Raw genomic sequence first — 19289 nt, forward strand, 5'->3', positions numbered from 1 at the left:
TTACCATACGAATAAAAAGTTCATTCTCCACCGATTACAGATATAATATAAAAGGCAGATTCTTTCCATGCGAATAAAAAATTCAAATTCGGCTGTCAGATATTTATAAATCTGAGTTTGTAAATTCGTCGCTCTGAGGGGCAGCTTTTGGATTTTTAATTCATTTCATTTTTTGAATTGAAACATCGTCTTTCATTTATTTTCTCAAAAATCGGAACGCTTTCTTTTCTCCAAAATCCAAACCATTTAAGATTAGGGTTTTAATGAGCGTTCAGGTTCAACGATTTTATAAAAATTGGATGTTTGGGTTTAAGATTGATTTCAAATTGATGATTAATGAATGATGATTAATGAATGATGATTAATGAATGATGATTAATGAACGATGATTGAAGAATGATGATGTTTCATTTTATATTGACAAACATATATAATGAGTAAAATCGCTTTTATTTATTAATTATAATTTAAAAAAAATTTTGAAAAACAAAAACAGGTGGATAAAAATGAAAATTTTAGCACTTTCCGATACGCATATTCCGGCTTTTGATTCTCCCGAAGCCGCAAAATTGGATAAATCCGATTTGAAAAACTTTTCTTTTCTCTCGCCGATTCTGCGCCACAAAATTTTCGAAGCAGATTTGATCGTTCACGCGGGCGACATTGAATCGGACGACGCGTACCGTATCTTTTTGGAAACCGGAAAACTGAAAGCCGTTCGCGGCAACACCGATAACGACCCGCTTTCAAGCAAACTTCCCGAAAAATTGATTTTTGAAGAATTCGGCATCAAATTCGGCGTCGTTCACGAAGCGGGACTATCATTGGATGATAACACGGCGCGCTGGTATCTTTTGGAAGAAATGGATGTCGATGTTTTGATTTACGGGCACGTTCACTCGCCTATGATTGACGAATACAAAGGAAAATTCCTCGTGTGTCCGGGGTCGCCGACAAGAGCCCGATTATCGGAGCCGACGGTTGCCGAAATCATAATTGATGAAGACAAAAAAGAAATCGAAGCAATCGAACTTGTTCAAGTCGGGCAAGCAGCTTGCGGCGCCATTAAATTCTATGACGAATTGATCGGAAAAAGCGAAAAGAAATAAATAAGCCCGCTCACTAAAAAGAATCAATGGAAGACAAAACCGAAAATAATCAAAAAACCGACAATAATCAAGAGAATCAAAATAAACATCAAAACAATCAAAAAAACAATCAAAAAAACGAAAAGGATAATGACGGCGCCGTTGTTATCTTTTCGGGCGGTCAGGACAGCACGACCTGTTTATTTTGGGCGGAAAAAATATACGGGAAAGAAAATGTCCTTCCCGTTTCATTTGATTACGGTCAGAAACATAAAAAAGAGTTGGAAGCAGCCGAAAATATTACAAAGCGATACGGTTTTTCACAAATGATTTTACCTCTTGAATTTCTAAAAAGCATCGCGGTATGCGCGCTGACGGAAGAAAATATTGAAGTTGATAAAGAAATCCCGAAAGGAGAGGATTATCCCAACACATTTGTTCCCGGCAGAAATTTATTCTTTTTATCAATTGCAGGCGTCATTGCAAGAAACAACGGCCGGCACAATATCATAACAGGCGTTTCCGAATCGGATTTCAGCGGCTACCCCGACTGCCGCGAAGAATTCATCAAATCCGCCGAAAAAACAATATCGCTTGCAATGGATTATGAAATCAAAATTCATACCCCGCTGATGCATAAAACAAAAGCGGAAACATGGAAAATGGCCGAAGAACTCGGCATCATAGATTTGATTGCAGAAGAAACGGTTACCTGCTACAACGGAATTGCCGGAAGCGGCTGCGGCGAATGTCCGGCGTGTACGCTTCGACAAAAAGGTTTGGAAGAATACAAAAACGGGAAATATTGAGATAAAAAAATCTTGGAATGAAAGAATTATCGAACAATCGAACAATCGAACAAAATAATAAAAGCGGAAACCACTGAAATGAATCGTGATGAAAAAATAATTGCGGCGCCGGAAACGGCGGGCGAACACATTCGAGATGAAGACACATTTGTCGTCCTCGGCGGCTCTGAAGACGGTTACCAGCTGGTAACGGCTGTCGGCGTGAAACAGGTCGAGTCGACCAAATCAACCGATGTTGAAAATGTCGACGGTTTGGATTTGTTTGACGAATATTTGGTCGGTCCGGAATTGGAACGTCTCGGAAAAACATCACCGTTCGGATTGATTGTCAGAATTAAAATCAAAGACGAAATCGAAAAAATCATTTCAAAAGCATCGGCTGTTTCGGAAAAAGATTTGGAAGCCGTTGTTGAAAAGAAGCTGGGCGACATATTCAATTTAATTTCGGGCGTTTCGCATGAACACACACGAGATCAAATTGAAATCAAAATCAGTACTGACGCCGTGAAAAACGGCATAACTTTTGAGAAAATCGAAGGGTTTGTTAATGAAACGCTTTTGGAAGAATTTCCGTTTATCGAATCGGTGTCCGTTCGCATTTACACGGACAAAGAATCCGTTGCGGCAGGACTTGAAATTGCGAGAGGGATTTATGAAAAGCGTGATGAGAGGGCTTTGACATTGCACGATGAAGAAACGGAAAAATTCTACGGCTGCAAAATTTGCCAAATCAGCAGTCCCGCGCACGTTTGCGTCATTACGCCGGATCGGCCTTCCGTTTGCGGAACGATCAACTGGTTTGAAGCGGGCGCATCTGTTTTGGCAAACCCGGGCGGTCCCGTTTTTGAAATCGACAAGGATGAACTTTTGGATCAAACCGGCGGCGAATATTCAGGTGTTGATCGAGCCGTTTTTTCGGAAAGCGGCGGCGAAAATGAAAAGATTCAGCTTTATTCTTTGATTGAAAATCCGCATACGACCGGATCTGTTTTTGAAATTATCGCTTTTTACATACCGGAACTGAACGGGATCGGATTGATCGACAGGCAAACGAAAACGCAAAGCGTGAACTGTTTGACGTTTGAAGAAATGGCGATTTTTACGGGATACGGTCAGCAAATTTCAGGATTTTCCGGCATCGGCGAGATGTATCTTTTGTCCGACAAATTCATGCAGAAAGAAGGCGGCTGGGAAAGTGTCGTTTGGATCGCGGATTCTTTAAAGAACAAATTAATTCAAAAAATCAAATCGGCCGATTCAAAAAAATATGAAAAACTGCTCGACAGAGTTCAAAAAATTCCGACGGAAAAAGATGTCGGGAATTTGAAAGAGCTTGAAGAATATTGGAAAACGGCTTGATCGATTTGAAAATAGAATGAGACTGAAACGACGAATTAAAAACGGTAAATTAAAAACGATAAATTAAAAACGGTAAATTAAAAACGGTAAATTAAAAATGGTAAATTAAAAAACGATATAAAAAAGTAAAAAACGGTATGAAAAGTTAAATAAGCGTAAAAAACATTGGTAAACAAAATTATGACGCGCAGAATGAAATATTCCGATTTGGAAAAACTTTTTTCAATATTACAATCCGAAGGAAAAGCGGACAGCGTATGCTTTTCGGATTTATCGGGCGCAAAGGAAGATGAAAAGGAACTTCTCGCCCGCATTTCTCAAGTTTCGGCGTTTCTCGGCTGCCAAACGGACGGCGAGCTTGAAGCGCTTTTAAGCAACGCATATCCCGTTTCCGACACGCTTGCCGCCGCAAAATTCAATATTTCCAATTTCAATCAATTCAAACAGCCGATTCAGGAAGTCGTTCTCGGCGCCGGTAAAAGTGAAGGCGGCAGCCGAAAGAAAACGCTGACGCTCGGCGGCGAAAAGACAATGCCTTACTTTTTTGACGCGCCGATGCCCAACATCAATCGCGTGACGATGGACGTTTTTGACATGCCGGTCGGTCTTGCAAAATCTGTTCGCTCCAATTACGAAGACGTAATTGACGACCCCGCCGCCTGGGCGAAAAAAGCGGTCAACGAATTCGGCGCCGACATGATTACAATTCATTTGGTGTCAACCGATCCCGCAATTAAAGACACGCCCGCAAAGGAAGCGGCAAAAACCGTTGAAGAAGTGTTGCAGGCCGTCGACGTTCCGATCGTTATCGGCGGAAGCGGCAACCCGCAGAAAGATCCGGAAGTGCTGGAAAAAGCAGCGGAAGCAGCAGAAGGTGAACGCGCTCTGATTGCATCGGCCAACCTGAACATGGATTATAAACGCATCGGAGATGCCGCAAAGAAATACGGTCACGTCATTTTGTCCTGGACGCAAATGGATATCAACGCGCAAAAAGAGCTCAACCGCAAACTGTTCCGCCAATGCGGAATCGAGTCTGACGGACTGATCATGGATCCGACGACGGCTGCGCTCGGCTACGGTTTGGATTACGCTTATTCCAACATGGAACGCATTCGAATGTCGGGCTTGTCGGGCGATTCCGAGCTCGCTTATCCGCTCTCATCAGGCACGACAAACGCGTGGGGCGCGCGCGAAGCGTGGATGATTGCGTCTCCGCAGGGACAGGATTCCGACTGGGGCGACCGCGAATATCGCGGACCGATTTGGGAAATTATTACGGGAATGACGCTTGCGCTTGCCGGAAATGATTTATTCATGATGATGCACCCCAAAGCCGTTCAGTTTTTAAAAGAATTCACGAATATTTTGGGAAATTCGGCGGCGCTTGCGACAACCGATTCTGAAACAAATTATGATGATTGGCTGACGGAGGTTTACTGATGGCAAAACAAGTCAGTCCTCTTGACATTTATCCGCTTCTTCCAGAAAATTGCGAAACGCTTTTCGGAACGTCAAAAATGGCGGTTGCAACGCAGTTGGCCGGCAAGAAAATGAAAGTCGGCGACGTGAAAGAAATTTATGAAAATCTGCCGCCGGAATTTGCCGAAAAATATGAAAAGCTCGCCGCGCTTTTAAGCCCGCTGATTCGCGAAATTGAAATCGGCGCGGGTGAAAAGAAAGTCATTATCGGCGGCGATGACGTCATGTTCCGCCATACGCTTTCGTTTTACAATAAACCGCCGATTGCTGTTGATGTTTGGGATACGATGAGTGAAACGGAATTGATTGAAAGAATCAATAAAATTCAATCGTTTCAAAAATTCTATGTCGGCGACTTCCTTTATTTGGATATGATTGCCGTTCGATCGACATCGGGCAATCCCGAAACATTTGGAAAAACCGTTGAAAAAATCATTTCACATACCGATTTGCCTTTGATTTTGTGTACCAAAAATCCAGAAATCATGCGCGCGGGACTCGATGCAGCGGGCGGCAAAAATCCGCTTATGTACGCGTGCGACACGAAAAATCGCAAAGAAATGACGAAACTCGCGCTTGAATTTGATGTGCCGATCGTGATTTCAGCCGGCGGGAATTTGGATGAATTAAAAGCGCTTTCAATCACGCTTCAAAAAGACGGCGTTTCAAAAATCGTGATCGACCCCGGAACTTCTTCTTACGGGCCGGAATTCAAAAAGACATTCCAAAATTTCGTGAAACTAAGAAAAGCAGGACTTGACGGCGACAAGGATTTGGCGTTTCCGCTGATTGCATTGCCGATTGCCGCGCGAAAAAGCAGCAGAGGCAGCAACAGAACCAACAACAGCACCAACAACAGCGGCAGTGAAGCCGACAGCAACACCGAAAAATTGGAGAAAGAAACACTTCCCTCCGAAATTGTTGCCGACTATCATGAAACGATTGCGGCATCGGCGCTGACCGTTCGTTACGCCGACATTATGATTATTCACGGTTTGGAAGGACATGAATTGCTTCCGATCGTTCACGTAACCGATATGATTTACACAGACCCGAGAACGCCGTCGTCGGTGGAGCCGAAAATGTATGAAATCGGAAATCCCGATTCAACATCACCGGTTTTGTTTACGACAAACTTTGCTCTGACGTATTATACGGTTGAAAGTGATTTGGAATCGGCCGGCTTTAACGGATACGTTTTGGCGGTCAACACGGGCGGGCTCGGCGTGGAAGCAGCCGTTGCCGGCGGACAGCTGACAGCGGATGTCGTTAAAAAAGACTTTGAGGAAGCGCAATTTAATTTTGAAGACCGGACAACGCACCAAACGGTTGTGCTGCCGGGACTCGCCGCGCGTTTGCAGAGCGATATTGAAAAATCAATGAATATTGCGGCGCTCGTCGGCCCGATGGATTCGGGAAGACTTCCGAAATGGCTTGAAGAGAATTGGCCGCCGAAAAAAGAAGAATAAATAAAAAGAAAAGTGAACAGAAAAACAAAAAAACTGTGAAATGAAAAAACTGTGAAACAAACAAAAACGAAAAAAGGAAAATTATGACACCAAAAGATAACAAATCCGAAACGAAACAAACATCTGCAAGAGCAGCTGCTGCCGCTGCGCCTGCCTCTTCGATGACAGTCTGTCCCGAGTGCGGAAAAGAAACGGATAAGACGGTCAGAAATGTCTGTCCCGAGTGTTTCGGAAAGAAATTAAATTTATTTGATTTGCCGGAAGTGCTTCACGCGCGCGTCTGTCAGCGCTGCGGCGCCCACTACTACAAAAGCAAGTGGGAAGACATGGGAACGCCTGACGAGGTGGCGATGCTGACGGCAGAAGAGCATCTTGCAATTCCCGACGGCATCGAAAACATAACCGTCGGCATGCATCCGGTCGCGCGCTCGCCTTACATTTATGATGTTTTGGTCGATGTCGAAGGCGACGTTGACGGTGTGACGTATTATAAAAACGGAAAAGTTGAAGTTCGAATCAAAAGAGAAGCGTGCGAAATGTGCAGCCGCCGCGCCGGCGGTTATTTTGAAGGAATCATTCAAATCCGCGCGAATAATCGGACGCCGACGAAGGAAGAAATCACAGAATGCTTGAAACTTGTTGAAGAGTCGATGATGGCGCAGCTGAAAAAAGGCGACAAACTTGCGTTTGTCACGGACACGATGACGTTTAAAGACGGCGCCGATGTTTATATCGGCTCATCAAAAGCGGGAAAGCATGTCTGCAAACACATTATTGAAGTACTCGGCGGAACGGTTGCCGAATCCTATACGCTTGCGGGAATGAAAGACGGAAAAGACATTTATCGAACGACTTTTGCGATGAAGCTGCCCGAATATAAGAAAGGCGATGTCGTTTATTTTGAAGACAAAGTAATTGAAATCAAAAACTGCGGCAAGCGCGTGACGGGAATCAATTTGATGAATTCGTCCAACTTTTTCATTGACGGCGAACATTTCAAAAATACAAAGCTTCTCGGAAATACGGCGGATGCGCAGGAGGCCGTTTTGGTCGCGATTGAAGAACACGGCATTCAGATTTTGGATCCGGTGACGTTTGAGACGGTGACGATTCAAAAACCGATGGGATTTAATGCGCTCCCGGGAAGCGAAATCAAAGTTTTCAAAACGGAATACGGGATTTTTGCGCTTTAAAACAATGATGACTAAATAATGGCTGAAAATTCATGAATGAAAAAAAGCAAAAATATAAAAGCTAAAACGCACAGAATTATCCAAATTATCATAAATGATATATTTCACATATTGAATTAAATTTCACACATTCACATTAAGTACGGTTTTCAAAAAAACGAAATGCGGGAAGAACAAATCCGCAATAATAATCCGAACGAGGTAAACGATTTGATTAATTTAGACGACCCCCTGATTCACGGCTATCTGCTTCGCTTAATCGGTGAAGACGGCATTACTTTGATTCGAAATATGCCGGAAGGCGAAGTGACGGACGAAGAAATCTGCAATACGCTGAATCCGCTTCGCACGATTTCAAAGGCAGCCGATGACAGAGTTAAAAAACTGAATATTGAAATTAAAGCTTTAAAAGAAAAAGGCGAAGAAACGAAAAAGCTTGAAAAAGATCTTGCCGCCGCCGAAGCGGAAGCAGCCGCTGCCAAAGAAAATATGGCGGGTGAAAAAGAAATTACGTTAAACACGGTTCGTAAGATTCTTTTTATTCTTTATGAAAGCAAATTCACGATCTGTCACCGCGAAAGAGATGCGAACAGCGGCTGGCTGACATTCCGCTGGATGCTTAATATGGACGGCATCTATCATCAGATTGAGCGTGAGAAGAAAAAGTTGTACAGAAACCTTGTCAAACGCAAGGAATACGAAGACAACAATATTTTCTACGTTTGCCCGCAGAACTGCCTGCGCCTCGTCTTTGACGAAGCAACGGATACAGAATTCCTCTGCCCGCTTTGCGGCGAAGATTTGGTTTTCCAGGACAACGAAATGTTTAAAGAACTCTTGGATAAAAGAATCTCAGAGTTTGAAGAAGTTGTCTGATTGCGTTGTCGGCTCAATCAATGCTGATGCAGCGATTAACAAAATTTAATGATTAACGGCTGACGGATTGACAGCATTGACAATTACAGCATTAACGATAAAACTGCTTGCGCCGCGCGCGCAGGCAATCATTCATTTTAAAAAACGAATTGAATCTAAAAATTAAAAACGAAAACAAACAAAAACAGAAATAAAAAAATTAGTCAAAAACAATCGTCAAAATAGGAGTTTTGAAAATGACTTCAAGAGAAGAAGCGCTTCAAATCTTAAAAGATGAAGGATGCGAAGACAAAGTGATTCAGCATTGCATTACCGTTGCGGATAAAGCGATGGAAATTGCGAAAAAAAATGTCGCAAAAGGGCGCGATGTTGATCTTCATCTTGTTGAAATCGGCGGCCTCCTTCATGATTTAGGGCGCGCGAAAAATCATGACATGACTCATGCTGTCGTCGGTGTCGAGCTTGCGAAAAAGCACGGCGTTGAAAAACCTGTTTTGGAAATAATTAAAAAACATATCGGCGCGGGAATCACAAGAGAAGAAGCCGCTTATTTCGGTCTTCCGGATGATGATTATATTCCGCGGACATGGGAAGAAAAAATCGTTGCGCACGCCGATAATTTAGTGAAAGGCACGAAAGTCATCACGCTTGAAAAAAGAAACAAGATTTTGACGGAAACCGGAGCGGATGAAGAAATTCGTGAAAGAATCAATAAATTGGCTCATGAAGTGGATCCTGATGAATAAACAAAATTCCGATGAATAATAATGAACAGCCGGAACAACATTTGTAAAATCCGGTTGTAACCCAAACATCCAATTTTGAAAAACGTTGAACCCGAACGCTCATTAAAATCCTAAATTAAATTGTTTTAGATTTAGAATAAAAGAAAGCGTTCCTATTTTTAGAAAAATGATTGAAAGACGATGTTTCAATCCAAAAAATTGAATTAAAAGTCCAAAAGCCGCTCCTCCAACGACGAATTCCCGAAGCGAAGCGGAGGGAAAGAGGAGTTGGAGATTCTAACAATGAGTCAGCGAAATCATGGTACTCGATTTAGTTTTAAATGGGACAACTGAATTTGAATTTATTGTAAGTCATGGAAAGAATCCGCTTTTTACTCAAAATATGAGCTCAGCTGAATTCGAACTTTTTATTCGTCGTGAAAGAATCCGCCAAGTCTCAATTCCCTTCGCTTCGCTACGGGAATCTCGACTTGCGGGGGCGGCATCTGGATTTTTCATCAATTATTGTCAAAAACTAAACATCCCTTATTATTCCAAATTTAAAACAAATCCGAACGCCGTTTTTCTTCCAAAATAATTCTTAGATTTAGATTTTAAAGGGCGTTCAAGTTTATCGAAAATTTAAGAAAAACGATGTTTAGGTTTGTCCGAAATTTTTGAAAGCTGCTGCAATCAGGTTTCTGTTTCCGTGTGGGGTCAGGTTTTCGGTTTCCGCTTGGAGTCGGGTTTCTGTTTCCGCGTGGGGTCAGGTTTTCGGTTTCCGCGTGGAGTCAGGTTTGCGTTGCCGCTGCCGCTCTCGGCAGCCGCAGCAGCTGCCCGCCGCCGCGCGAGCCGCTCCATTTTTGCTCAATTTTTAAAACCCGACCGGCGTTTTTATCAAATCAAAAGAAATCGAAACAAAAGAAATCGAAAACATAAACGATACAATTAAATAAAAATGAAGTGATAATAAAAAATAATAAATTAAAAACAATACAAAAAATAAAAACAAGAACTGAAAAAACAGGAAACGAAAAAATTAAGGAAAATTTATATACATCAAAGATGATTATGTCAGTAAATAATATTTATAGCCGAGTCAGATAACTTTTTTGAAATCGGCTGTTATTTCTGAAAATTAAAAAAGCGGTCGAAAGAGAGGTTGACTGCAAAGCCTGAAGCTTATTCATTTTATGTTTTTAAAAATTATTTGAAAAAGCTTAGGTTTTAAAAATGTGATATGTGATTTTACATTTCAAAATCAAAATTTCAATCGAAGAGATTTAAAAAACGAAACTGCCAACGATTTTCAGAATGACATTTTTAAAATTATTTAATAAAATAATTTAATAAATTTATTTATAATTTATTTAAGAATTTAGATTTATTAACTTATACAATATTTAATAAAATAATCAAGATAATATTTAATTAAACTCACATTAAAACAAAATTTAAATCAAAATTTAAAATTAAAATCAAAAACAAAAAAGGTAAATTATCATGGAACAAGAAGTATACAAAGGAACAACGACAATCGGCATAGTTTGTTCAGACGGAATTGTTCTCGCCAGCGAAAGGCGCGCAACAATGGGACACTTGATTGCCAGCCGTGAAGCCAAAAAAGTGTATCAGATCAGCAGCAATGCAGGTCTCACCCTCGCAGGTACTGTCGGCGACGCACAGCAGATTGTCCGCGCCATGACAGTTGAATCCAAATTATATGAAATGAGACGCAAAGAACCGGTCACGATCAAAGGACTCGCGACAATGCTCTCCAACATGCTCAACTCCAACAGATATTATCCGTTCGGCGTCCAGCTGCTCATCGGCGGCGTTGACAAAAAAGGCGCTTCCCTCTACTCATTAGACGCATTGGGCGGCATCATCGAAGAATCAAGAGCGGTTTCAACCGGCTCCGGCTCTCCGATCGCCTACGGTGTTTTGGAAGACCATTACAAAGAAAACATGACCGTTGACGAAGGCGCACAACTCGCGATTCGCGCGCTCCACAACGCAATGAAAAGAGACTCAGCCTCCGGTGACGCCATCAGCGTCGTTAAAATTACCGACGGCAAATTCATAAGAATGGAAGACGAAGACGTCCTTGAATACAGAAAATCATTAAACTGATTCTGTATTTCATTTTTATTTATTTTTAATTTAGAGTTATCATTTCAAATTATCATTTCAAGTTATCATTAATTATTATTTATCTCAATAAGTCTTTCAATTTTTGATTTAAATTATAATTTAATTTACAATTCAATCGACTCAATTCATATTTATTTAACTTTCAATTTAATTTCAATTAACTTTCACATACTTTCAATTATTCAATTTAATTTCAATTACTCTAATTTCAACTTATATTCAAATTTATTACTCAATTAAGTTACTGTATAAATTTAACAACGGCAATTTCGCCGATATTGGTTTTTTGAGTTCATCAAAAGCAGAGCCCCGATACGATTTTCGGCCGCTGTTTTCATGTTGCTTTTTGAAAACGTCATAAAATCATTTTTCAGATAAATTCAACAGACTCAAAATCAATAGCATACGATATAATTATTCATTTTAAAAAAAGGAAGAAAAGAATGGCAATAGATGACGTTTTAGCTGACCTTCGAAACAAAATAGAAAAAAATCTGCCTGACGGCGTAACCATTTCAGGCGTGAATTTTGAAGGTCCCCAATTAGTTCTTTACACGGAAGAGCCGAAGAAGTTTGCCGATGACGGAAACATCATCAGAAACTTGGCAAAAGCACTTCGAATCAGAATCGCGGTTCGTCCCGATCCGAAAGTTTTGGCAGAACCCGAAAAGTCTGTCGAAATTATTCACAAAATCGTTCCGGCAGATTCCGTTATTTCAAACTGTTATTTTGACCCCGACTCCGGCGAAGTGATTATTGAAGCCGAAAAACCGGGACTCGTTATCGGAAAACACGGCGACACGCTTCGTGAAATTACGAAAGAAATCGGATGGATTCCGAAAGTCGCCCGAACACCGCCGATCAAATCAAAAACGGTCAAGAATGTCCGCGACTTTATGAGAAACAATCTCAAAGAAAGAAAAGAAATTCTCCGCGACGTCGGCCGCAAAATCCACCGCGAATGCACGAACCAGGACCAATGGATCCGCGTGACCGGACTCGGCGGAAGCCTTGAAGTCGGCAGAAGCTGTTATCTTCTCTCAACGCCCGAATCCAAAATCATGATCGATTGCGGCGTTAACTTAGGCGCAGAAGACAAAACGCCTTACCTTTACGTCCCCGAAGTCAGCAACTTCAACGAGCTTGATGCTGTTGTTTTGACACACGCGCACATGGACCACCAGGGACTCATCCCGCTGCTTTACAAATACGGCTACGACGGACCCGTTTACTGCACGCCGCCGACAAGAGACATGACTGTTCTGCTTCAGCTTGACTACGTCGACATCGCCGCAAAAGAAGGCAAAAAGGTGCCTTACGATTCATCAACAATTCAAAAAGAATTGCTTCACATGATTCCGCTCGACTACGAAGAAGTGACGGACATCGCGCCTGACATGAAGCTGACGTTCCACAACGCCGGCCACATCATCGGATCAGCCATTGCGCACTTCCACATCGGCGACGGTCTCCACAACATTGTCTTTACGGGCGACTACAAATATGAGAAAACGCGCCTCTTCGACCCGGCTGTCAACCGTTTCCCGCGTGTCGAAACCGTGATTACGGAAGCGACATACGGCAACAACAACGGTTTTCAAACGCCGCTTCGAGATGCCGAAAAGAATTTGCAGAAAATCGTCCGCGAAACCGTCAAGCGCGGCGGCGCCGTTCTGATTCCGGCATTCGCTGTCGGCAGAAGTCAGGAAGTCATGATTGTGTTGGAAGAAGCCATTCGTAAAGGTTTCATTCCGGACGTTCCCGTTTATTTGGACGGTATGATTTGGGAAGCAACTGCAATTCATGCAACTCACCCCGAATATTTGAACAGCGAACTCAAAAAACAGATTTTCCAGAAAGGTCAAAATCCGTTCCTGTCGGAGTCTTTCAAGCAGGTCGATTCAAAAGAAATGCGTGAAAAGATTTTGGAAGAGCCGCACCCGTGTGTTATTATCGCAACATCAGGTATGATGACGGGCGGACCTGTCATGAGTTATTTCTACAAGCTGGCGCCGGATGAGCGCAACACGCTTGTGTTCGTCGGTTACCAGGCGGACGGAACAATCGGCCGCCGCCTCCAAAAAGGCTGGTCCGAGATTGCTGTCGGCAACAACAACACTGTAAAAGTCAACATGGATGTTGAGACGATTGACGGTTTTTCCGGTCACTCCGACGTGAGACAGCTTCATGAATACATCCGAAAGATGCAGCCCAAACCCGAGCGCATTTTCACGGTTCACGGCGATGAAAAGTCATGCATTGAACTTGCGGAATCGCTTCGCAAGAAAAACAGAATTGACTGCAAGCCGCTTGTGAATTTGGAAACGTTCAGGATTTTGTAAACGAATTTGATTCATATTGATTCAAATTCTTTTTCTTTCTTTATTTTTCTTTTTTCGATTTATATTTAAACGAACATTAATTATTTCAAAATTAATAATAAATAGCGTTTTTAATCCCATTTTACAGGTTCGTTGGAGAATGAAAATGAAAATCGACACATCATACAGGACAGATTATAGTAATGGCAAAGATCCTGATGCAATTGATTCTATCCTACGTGACTACCATCAACTGCTTTGGAGCAAATCATTGCCTTGTGGAAAGATGTTTGACCTTCAGACAAACGAAAACAAGCCTTATCGACTATTTCATGAATCAGATTTAGGCAGCTTTTCCTTATCAAGTGATGCAATCACTCATACATTTACATTCTGGGACAAGAAACCATGGAAAAGGATTTCTGAAGTCGTCAAAGATGTACCACAGGAAGACATTGATGCATTCTTTGATTTAGGTTGTACAATTGGCAGCTACATCATATTTCCTGCAAATCAAATAAATATGAATACAACAATAAATCAAGAACGTGGGACACATCCAAATCTATTGGACCGTTTTGATTTTACACTTGAGTGTATAAGACGCTGGTACATTGGAGAGAGAAGCCCCTTAATTTACTGTCTGAACAGATACAGCGATTTTTTCAGACTATTCTCAGATTTCAAAGGATATGTTGAATTCTTTCTTCTTGATGATCTTGTCGATGAAAATAAAGAACAAGTATCTTTTTGGCTTCCTTTTAAAGAATTTGGGATAACACCTCCTCTGCCGAAAGATGCTGATGAATACAAAATATATATGGAAAATGCTTCAAATTTCATAAAAGCGCGCAATAAACGAATTGATGAAGCAATAAATTATGAAGAATAAAGTGAGAGAAATTATCTATCTCATTTTTACAATCATAGTCAAACAATAGATGTCCAAGATGTTTATATAAAATCCATATATAGCACTAGCATGGATAAATTTAATGAAAACTATTTTTCAGCTTTGTATATTGATCGTTCTGAAAGTGCAAATACGCTTGAAAAACCTTCAATGCGTGGAGTAAAAAAGAGTGTGGTCGATAAATATTCAGATCAAGCTCACTTCATTTACGAATTAATTCAAAATGCGGATGATACAAAAGCAACTAAAGCACATTTTGAATTACGGAAAGAAGGGCTTGTTTTTACCCATAACGGTACGAAAAGATTTTTGATCTCTAACCCTGCAACTGAAGATGAAGATACACAAAATGGTTGTTTAGGCGACATTAATGCTATTACTGCTATTGCAAATTCAAATAAAACAACGGATTCATCTATTGGAAAATTTGGTGTCGGATTCAAAGCTGTGTTTCAATATACACAAACACCGCATATTTATGATCCGGAAATATTTTTCAAAATTGAAAGATTTATTGTCCCTGTACGCCTTGACAATGATTTTGAAGGCAGAAATGAAAATGAAACTCTTTTTTACTTCCCATTTAATTTTGCTGAAAAAGGGAAAGAAGAAGCATATATTGACATATCTGAAAAATTGCATTCTTTGACTTATCCAATTTTATTCTTACAAAATCTTAAAGAAATCACCTACGAAATAGCTTCGTCCAAGGGGAGTTATCACAAGACTGTTAATAAAACGGCAGAATTCGAAAATGCAACTGCTCAATTCTTGCGTTTTTCCCAACAATGTGATGAAATAAATAATGAAGACAATTTGTGGCTAATATCTCGAACAAATGAAAATAACTATACATATTCTGTAGGCTTTTTTCTAAATGAGAAAGGGAATTTAATGCCTGTTTCTAAACCTGCTTTCTGTTATTTTCCCACAAAAGAAATAACAGGGCTCAATTTTGTGATTCATGCTCCGTTTCTATTAACTGATAGTCGTGAAGGAATAAAAGCAGCTGAATCCCATAATAAAAAAATGATTAAAGAATTAGCAGAGTTAGCTGCTGACAGTTTATTGATTTTGAAAAAAATAGGGCAAGAACAAGATCATACATTAATTAATGATGATATTTTTGACATAATTCCCTATGATGAGTCTTTGTTTAATGATGTGGATGATAAAAGCAGGATTTCTTTTAAGCCGTTTTATACAAAAATTTTGGAAAAAATAAGCAGTGAAGAATTATTGCCAAGTTCCTGCGGATATGTAAAAACAGAAAATGCATGTTGGGCAGCGGTGCCCAAAATTACTGAAATATTTTCAAATGAACAATTAGCAATGCTTATGGGTAATCCTAATGCAAAATGGGTTTTCACTTCATTTGGACGTGATGAAAAAAGTCGTAATAACAAAGCTCTTGCCGAATATATTGATTCATTAATAATAGTGTGGCTTAATGAAGAAGACATAATTACTGGGTGGAGTTATGATGATGGAACATCTATTAAGGGAATTACTGCGGATTTTATTGAAGCCCAATCTGATGAATGGTTACATGCATTCTATAAATGGATTTCAGAAACTAATACCCGAACATATCTTATTAAAGAAAAACCGATATTTTTGAATCAGGAAGGAGAAGCAGTTTCAGCATTTGATAAGAATGAACAACTTATTTTATTTTTGCCATCAGATATGTCTGAAAATTATATGACAATTAATACAAAATTAATTGAAAATGAAAATACGTTTAACTTTATAAAAAAACTTGGGATTACAGAACCATCACTCCGAGACGAAATATACAATATAATTTTGCCATTGTATGAAAATAATAAAGGTATAGATACGAGTTCACATTTTAAGAAATTTTATAGATACTATAAAGAATGTAAAACGGAAGAAATGGATGAATATATTGGTTTAATTTGGGATTGTAAATTTATAAGATTTTCATCTGAGGACAAAGATACAGTTTACAGAGGAAAAGCAAGCGATCTCTACATTCCAACTGATGAATTGAAAGTGTGGTTTAAACCAAAACCAAAAACCCGTTTTATAAAATATGATGAATACCTAGAACAAGTAGGCAAAGATGAAAAAAAGAGTTTAGATAGCTTTTTTGAGATACTTGGAGCAAAGACAGAACCGAGTATAGAAATGAACAAATTAAGTTGGGATGAGGCTCATAGAAGAGGATATAATTGGACATCTTCAACAAGAACCAACGAATGGAAAGAGTATCATATAGATGGTTGTCAAGAAGTCCTTAATTATATTCAGGATAACAAAGATCAAAATTTTTCATATATTCTCTGGAATCAATTACTAAGCATTATTTCATCAAATTATTATCATAAATTAGATAGAATATTAAGAGGAAGACATGAATATTTTTATCGAACTGATCAAGAAGAATTTTTTGACTCTTCCGAAATAATACGTTTACGCACCTATGCTTGGCTATTAAATAGAGATGGTGAATTCGTATCAGCCGAAGATCTTACAGTTCAATCACTATCTCAAGAATACGACATACAGCATATAAGAGCCAGTGATTTGCTTGAGTTTCTTAATATTCGTGAAGAAATCATTGAAAATGATGAAATAGAAGATTACTTGACAGAAGAACAACGTGCAAAAATTGAATTTGCTGATACATATTCAGATGTTCCGCCCGAAGTATTACAAAAAGCTGCGAAGGAATATCGAGAAAGAAAACGTATTGATAGCACTGATGAAATTGACTTAGAACAAAACGGAGAAATTGAAAATAATGAGTTAGCTCCCGAAATAAAACGTGTAGTAAAAGACATTACAAAACGAATAACACATCCGAAATTGTTTGAACCGGAAAATCAAACGAGTGATAATACTGATGTAATTGATTCAGATGAAGACGAATTTATCAAACCTGTCGTTGATTATAGCAAAAAGATTGAGCAAGCCAAACAAAAAAGTGCAAAAGAAATAGAAGAAATTGAAAGACTTGAAGACTTAACCAACAAAGCACAAAGTGCTGAACGATACACTTTTGGTTGGTTTAAAGCATTGCTTGAACTTGAGCTTCAAAACAGTCCGGGAAACAATTCACAAAGTCGAGAAGTATCAATTAGTTTCGCACAAGTAGAACATGAAAAAGGCACAGAAAGAACACTGATATTGAAACATCCCAATCGATATATTCCACAGTCTATGGAAGATCTTGCAGACATTCCGCTTACATTGCATTATGGAGACAAACAAAAACAGGTTGCAATAGAAGTGGTGAATGTAAAATCATATACATTAAGAGTAAAACTGAGAACAAATGCAGACATCAGTGACATTGATTTATCAACTGTAACACAAGCTCGAATAGAAGCTAAAAATCCTGTTTTTCTTTTGGATGAACTCAGAAGACAATTTAATGCATTGCCGTATGAGGACGACTTCAATATGCATGATAATCTGTGTGAAAATATTGATTTTATCTTCGGTCCGCCGGGAACAGGTAAAACAACATACATTGCCAAAGATGTGTTAATGCCAATAATGGAAAAAACAGAAAACTTAAAAGTTCTTGTTTTAACGCCGACTAACAAAGCAGCAGATGTTCTCGTAAATCGCATAATGGAATGGATGGGCGATGATAAAGATTATTTGAATTGGCTTGTTCGTTTCGGAACAACTGATGACACAAATATAGAAGATATCGGCGTTTATCGTGACAAAACATTTGATATCAGGACATTTCCAAGAAATGTAACTGTAACAACGATGGCACGGTTCCCCTATGATTATTTCTTACCTGATGACGGGTCACGCTTGCATTTAAGTGCATTAAAATGGGATTACATTGTGATTGACGAAGCATCGATGATACCGCTTGTCAATATAATATATCCGCTTTATAAAAAAACACCCACTAAATTTATAATTGCAGGTGACCCGTTCCAAATAGAACCGATTACTTCAGTAGATCTTTGGAAAAATGAAAACATCTATACAATGGTTAATTTAAATTCATTTGTACAACCTGAAACAACCCCTCACAAATACAAAGTGGAACTTTTGACAACACAATATAGGAGTGTTCCGAATATTGGGGAAGTATTCAGCCGTTTTGCTTACGGCGGCGTTCTTCAACATCATCGTGTTTCAGAAAATCAAAAGAAAATTACAATAAAAGATTTCATAGATTTAAAGCCACTAAATATAATAAAATTCCCTGTGAGCAAATATGAAAGTATCTATCGCCCCAAAAGGCTGAATAGCAAAAGTAATTATCAGATGTATTCCGCTCTATTCACATTTGAATTTGCAAAACATCTGTCATCAAACATTGAATTATTAAGTAAAGATGAAAAATTAAGAATTGGAATTATTGCACCATATCGAGCACAAGCGGATTTAATTGATAGATTTATTGCATCCAGCAACTTGCCCAAAAATGTTGATATCCAAGTGGGAACGATTCACGGATTCCAAGGAGACGAATGCGATATTATAATTGCAGTATTTAACCCGCCCCCAAAAATATCCTCACACCCGGATATGTTTTTGAATAAATTAAACATAATTAATGTTTCAATTAGCCGCGCAAGGGATTATTTGTTTATCTTGATGCCAGACGATCAAACTGAAGAAGTGCAAAATCTAAGATTAATAAAGAAAGTGGAAAAATTGTGTAAAGAAACAGAAGATTATACAGAAATACATTCAGAATCTATCGAAAAAATCATTTTTGATAATGAAAACTATTTATTGGATAATACTTTCTCCACAAGTCACCAATCGGTTAACGTTTATGGTAAACCGGAAAAAATCTATGAAATACGGAGTGAAGATGACGCAATTGATGTGCAGATTCACAAAAACACATAAACGGAATTAAAAGCAAGATAAGCCGAATAAGATGGGAGAA

General features: G+C 39.4%; 14 protein-coding genes and 1 pseudogene. All 15 read left to right on the forward strand.

Features of this window, described 5'->3' with window-relative positions; all coding sequences use genetic code 11:
* Window positions 1–506 precede the first annotated feature (506 nt).
* Window positions 507–1109 carry a metallophosphoesterase gene (locus tag MmiHf6_RS00690; RefSeq protein ID WP_316557804.1) on the forward strand — a complete coding sequence of 201 codons (603 nt, stop codon included), beginning with the start codon at window positions 507–509 and terminating at the stop codon, window positions 1107–1109.
* A gap of 26 nt (window positions 1110–1135) precedes the next feature.
* Complete coding sequence (queC, locus tag MmiHf6_RS00695) at window positions 1136–1897, forward strand: 7-cyano-7-deazaguanine synthase QueC (protein WP_316557805.1); 762 nt, start codon at window positions 1136–1138, stop codon at window positions 1895–1897.
* 78 nt (window positions 1898–1975) lie between these two features.
* Window positions 1976–3256 carry an acetyl-CoA decarbonylase/synthase complex subunit beta gene (locus MmiHf6_RS00700; protein ID WP_316557806.1) on the forward strand — a complete coding sequence of 427 codons (1281 nt, stop codon included), beginning with the start codon at window positions 1976–1978 and terminating at the stop codon, window positions 3254–3256.
* Window positions 3257–3436: 180 nt separating this feature from the next.
* Window positions 3437–4699 (forward strand): CO dehydrogenase/acetyl-CoA synthase subunit delta, encoded by a 1263-nt coding sequence (gene cdhD / locus MmiHf6_RS00705; RefSeq protein ID WP_420891332.1) that lies wholly within the window; start codon window positions 3437–3439, stop codon window positions 4697–4699.
* The gene (gene acsC / locus MmiHf6_RS00710; protein ID WP_316557807.1) at window positions 4699–6207 is read left to right on the forward strand and encodes an acetyl-CoA decarbonylase/synthase complex subunit gamma; all 1509 of its coding nucleotides are present in this window, start codon (window positions 4699–4701) and stop codon (window positions 6205–6207) included. Before cdhD ends, acsC begins: the two co-directional genes overlap by 1 nt.
* Window positions 6208–6290: 83 nt before the next feature.
* Window positions 6291–7400, forward strand: a complete 1110-nt coding sequence (locus MmiHf6_RS00715; protein ID WP_316557808.1) for a 60S ribosomal export protein NMD3 — start codon at window positions 6291–6293, stop codon at window positions 7398–7400.
* 210 nt (window positions 7401–7610) lie between these two features.
* Window positions 7611–7724 (forward strand): annotated as a pseudogene (locus MmiHf6_RS00720) (transcription factor); the annotation flags it as partial.
* 60 nt (window positions 7725–7784) lie between these two features.
* Window positions 7785–8276 (forward strand): transcription factor, encoded by a 492-nt coding sequence (locus tag MmiHf6_RS00725; RefSeq protein WP_420891333.1) that lies wholly within the window; start codon window positions 7785–7787, stop codon window positions 8274–8276.
* 236 nt (window positions 8277–8512) lie between these two features.
* On the forward strand, window positions 8513–9022 hold the full coding sequence (locus MmiHf6_RS00730) for an HDIG domain-containing metalloprotein (protein ID WP_316557809.1): 510 nt from the start codon (window positions 8513–8515) through the stop codon (window positions 9020–9022).
* A gap of 298 nt (window positions 9023–9320) precedes the next feature.
* Window positions 9321–9599, forward strand: a complete 279-nt coding sequence (locus MmiHf6_RS00735; RefSeq protein ID WP_316557810.1) for a hypothetical protein — start codon at window positions 9321–9323, stop codon at window positions 9597–9599.
* 66 nt (window positions 9600–9665) lie between these two features.
* The gene (locus tag MmiHf6_RS00740) at window positions 9666–9953 is read left to right on the forward strand and encodes a hypothetical protein (protein ID WP_316557811.1); all 288 of its coding nucleotides are present in this window, start codon (window positions 9666–9668) and stop codon (window positions 9951–9953) included.
* A 551-nt stretch (window positions 9954–10504) separates the two neighbouring features.
* Window positions 10505–11134: an archaeal proteasome endopeptidase complex subunit beta gene (psmB, locus tag MmiHf6_RS00745; RefSeq protein WP_316557812.1), complete on the forward strand. Its 630-nt coding sequence runs from the start codon at window positions 10505–10507 to the stop codon at window positions 11132–11134.
* Between the two features lie 464 nt (window positions 11135–11598).
* Window positions 11599–13497 (forward strand): beta-CASP ribonuclease aCPSF1, encoded by a 1899-nt coding sequence (locus MmiHf6_RS00750; protein WP_316557813.1) that lies wholly within the window; start codon window positions 11599–11601, stop codon window positions 13495–13497.
* A 139-nt stretch (window positions 13498–13636) separates the two neighbouring features.
* Window positions 13637–14368, forward strand: a complete 732-nt coding sequence (locus MmiHf6_RS00755) for a DUF6994 family protein (RefSeq protein WP_316557814.1) — start codon at window positions 13637–13639, stop codon at window positions 14366–14368.
* 90 nt (window positions 14369–14458) lie between these two features.
* Window positions 14459–19249, forward strand: coding sequence for a DEAD/DEAH box helicase (locus MmiHf6_RS00760; RefSeq protein ID WP_316557815.1), 4791 nt, complete (start codon window positions 14459–14461; stop codon window positions 19247–19249).
* Window positions 19250–19289: the final 40 nt, after the last annotated feature.

Origin of the sequence: Methanimicrococcus hongohii (assembly GCF_032594095.1) — an archaeon.
GTDB lineage: Archaea > Halobacteriota > Methanosarcinia > Methanosarcinales > Methanosarcinaceae > Methanimicrococcus > Methanimicrococcus hongohii.